General features: G+C 69.9%; 2 protein-coding genes. Both read right to left on the reverse strand.

Annotated elements, in window-relative coordinates; all coding sequences use genetic code 11:
• Positions 1–46 precede the first annotated feature (46 nt).
• The gene (gene mgtE / locus ACWDEN_RS47985; RefSeq protein ID WP_351623423.1) at positions 47–1,405 is read right to left on the reverse strand and encodes a magnesium transporter; all 1,359 of its coding nucleotides are present in this window, start codon (positions 1,403–1,405) and stop codon (positions 47–49) included.
• Positions 1,406–1,720: 315 nt separating this feature from the next.
• Entirely contained in the window at positions 1,721–2,464 is a 744-nt protein-coding gene (locus ACWDEN_RS47990) for a VOC family protein (RefSeq protein ID WP_351623422.1), read from the reverse strand.
• Positions 2,465–2,745 lie beyond the last annotated feature (281 nt).

Below are 2,745 nucleotides of genomic sequence, written 5' to 3' on the forward strand. Positions count from 1 at the left end.
CCGGGCCCGCACGAACGCGGGCCCGGGAGGGGTGTGGCGGCATCTTTCAGATACCCAGGACCACTCGGGCAGTGACGAAGTAGATCACCAGTCCTGTGGCGTCCACCAGTGTCGTGACCATGGGGGCCGAGATCACCGCTGGATCGATGTGGACTCGTTTGGCCAGGAGCGGCATGGCCCCGCCGACCGTCGCCGCCCAGCCACAGATGATCACGAGCGCGATGCCGACGACGAGAGCGATGTGGGCGCCCACGAACGCCGTGCCCAGCGCCATCCCCAGGGTTGCCAGCATCGTTCCGAGGACGACCCCCACCCGGCACTCCCGCCAGATGATCGCGGGCAGGTCCGAGCCGCGTACCTCACCCACGGCCAGCGCGCGTACCGCGGCCGTGGCCGCCTGAGCCCCCGCGTTTCCGCCGGTACCGATCAGCAGCGGAATGAACATGGCGAGCTGGGTGACCTGCTCAAGTGTGCTTTCGAAGGCCTTCGTCACCGTCACGGTGAGTGTCGCGGCCAGCAGCAGAAGCAGGAGCCACACCACCCTGTAGCGAGCCAGCTGCCACACGGTCGCCGCCATGTAGTGCCCGCTCCACGGAGCCGATCCGGACTGGCGTGCGACGTCCTCCGTGTCCGCCTCCTCGATCACCTCGACCGCGTCGTCGATGGTGAGCAGGCCGACCAGCCTTTCCTCGCTGTCGACGACAGGCAGGTCCAGGGTGTTCGTCTCGCGCATCAGGCGAGCCGCGTCCTCCGCGGGGTCGGCGGCGTGCGCGCGGGGGACATCGGCGGAGACGAGGTCGAGGACGCCTTTTCCCGGCGGGCTGAGCACGAGTTCCCGCAGTTCGACCACGCCGGTCAGGCGGCGCCCGGTGTCCACGACGGGCAGCGTGTAGACGGTCTCCGCGTCCGCGCCCCTGGATCGGACGAGATCCAGCGCCTGTTGCACGGTCAGGTGCTGGTCCAGCGCGACCATCTCGGGGGTCATGTAACGCCCCACCGAGCCTTCCGGATATCCCAGCAGGGCGGCGGTCACGCGTCGCTCATGCGCGCTGAGCCCGGCCAGGACCCTCTGCACCACTTTGGCCGGGGCCTCGCGGAGCATGCGCACCCGGTCGTCGGGATCCAGCTCTTCGACCAGTTCGTGGAAGGCCGTGTCCCGCAGGCCCATCAGGACGGCCCGCTGGTCGATGGGCTCCAGTTCCTCGAAGACCTTGATGGCCTCGTCCTTGTCGAGGAGCCGGAACGCGACCACCGCGTCCACGGCGTTCATCCGGGCCAGCTCGTCGGCGATGACGTGGGGCGGGCGCTGGCCCAGCAAGTACTGTGCGTCACGCAGGTCGTGGCGCTCCAAAGCGTCCTGAAGCTCCGTGGGCAGCTCGTCGTCGGTCAGCTGGGTGTGCGTCATGGCAGGAGTCACCTCGGTGGGCGATGGGGCGGGATGCTCTACTTCGCGAGGCGCGTACCGGCACCGTCCCTGCCTGGTGGAGGTCAGCTGCGAGAAGTCACAGCGCGCTCCGGTGGGGGACGGCCGTACGCGGGGTTCGACTGGGAGGCTCGCTCTGCACGGCGAACCACCTCCCTTCTCCGCACAAGGGGCTCACTACGAGGGCCGGCCGTGGCGCTGTGTCGGCCGGCTTGAGGACAGGTGCGAGCAAGCGAGGCAGTGCCCCGGTGGGAACGCTCTCCGCCGAAGCGGCCCACCGGGGCCGTACGACTGCCGTCAGGCTGGGCTGACCAGCGCGAAGCTCACGCCGCACGGGTCCTTCAGCACGGCGACCCGGCCGACCCCGGTGACGTCCGTGGGAGCGGAGACGACCGCGCCGCCCAGCGAGACCGCCGTCGCCGATGCCGCGTCGACGTCCTCCACGCCGAAGTGCAGGGTCCAGCCCGGTGAGACGGCCGGCCCGTCGGTGATTCCGCCGAACTCCACCGAGTCGCCGGATGCCGTGACGGGCGTGGTGTCGCCCGCCGTCGGCGCTGCGGCCGTCCAGCCGAAGACCTGGGTGTAGAACGCCGTGGAGCCGACGACGTCCAGAGTGCCCAGTCCGTACCAGGACGGGGTGCCGGGTTCGTGCACCAGGCCGGACCCGGGGTGCTTGTCCGGCTCCCAGGCGCCGAAGAGCGCTCCGTCAGGGGCCCGGTAGACCGCGGCGCTACCGGCGACCGACACCTTCCGCGGGGGGCTGGCCACGCTGCCGCCGGCGGCCTCCACCGCCTTCGTCGTCTCGACCAGGTCATCCGTCATGAAGTAGACGGTCCAGCCGGCCGAGTGCTCCTCTCCCTCCTTGAGCTTGATCGCGCCCACGATCTTCTCTCCGTGCAGCGTGAAGTTCACGTATCCGCTGGGGAGTTCCAGAGCCTGCCAACCGAAGAGGGAGCTGTAGAAGGCACGTGCGGACGCGACGTCGGGAGTGTCGAGATCCGCCCAGCACGGTGCGCCCTGGGGGTGGCGGGTGATCTTCATCGTTCTCTCCTCACACTGCGGCGATCGATCTTCATCACGCTGGGCCGGTCATGCCCGGGGCTCAGCTCGACCAGCGTGGCGGCCCGCCGTAGCCCCACTCCAGTGCGAGCGGGCAACTCGCGGATTCCTTCCATCGGTTGGGCCGACCGGGGCGAATTCCCTCACGTGCTGACGCGTCGGCGGAGCTACTGGCCCACTTCGCCGTAGGCGGCGAGCAGGACGGCCGGGTCCGGGCCCTCCAGGACGGTCGGCTTGGCCAGGCCGTCGAGGACGATGAAGCG

The sequence above is a fragment of the Streptomyces sp. NPDC001153 genome, from assembly GCF_053598315.1.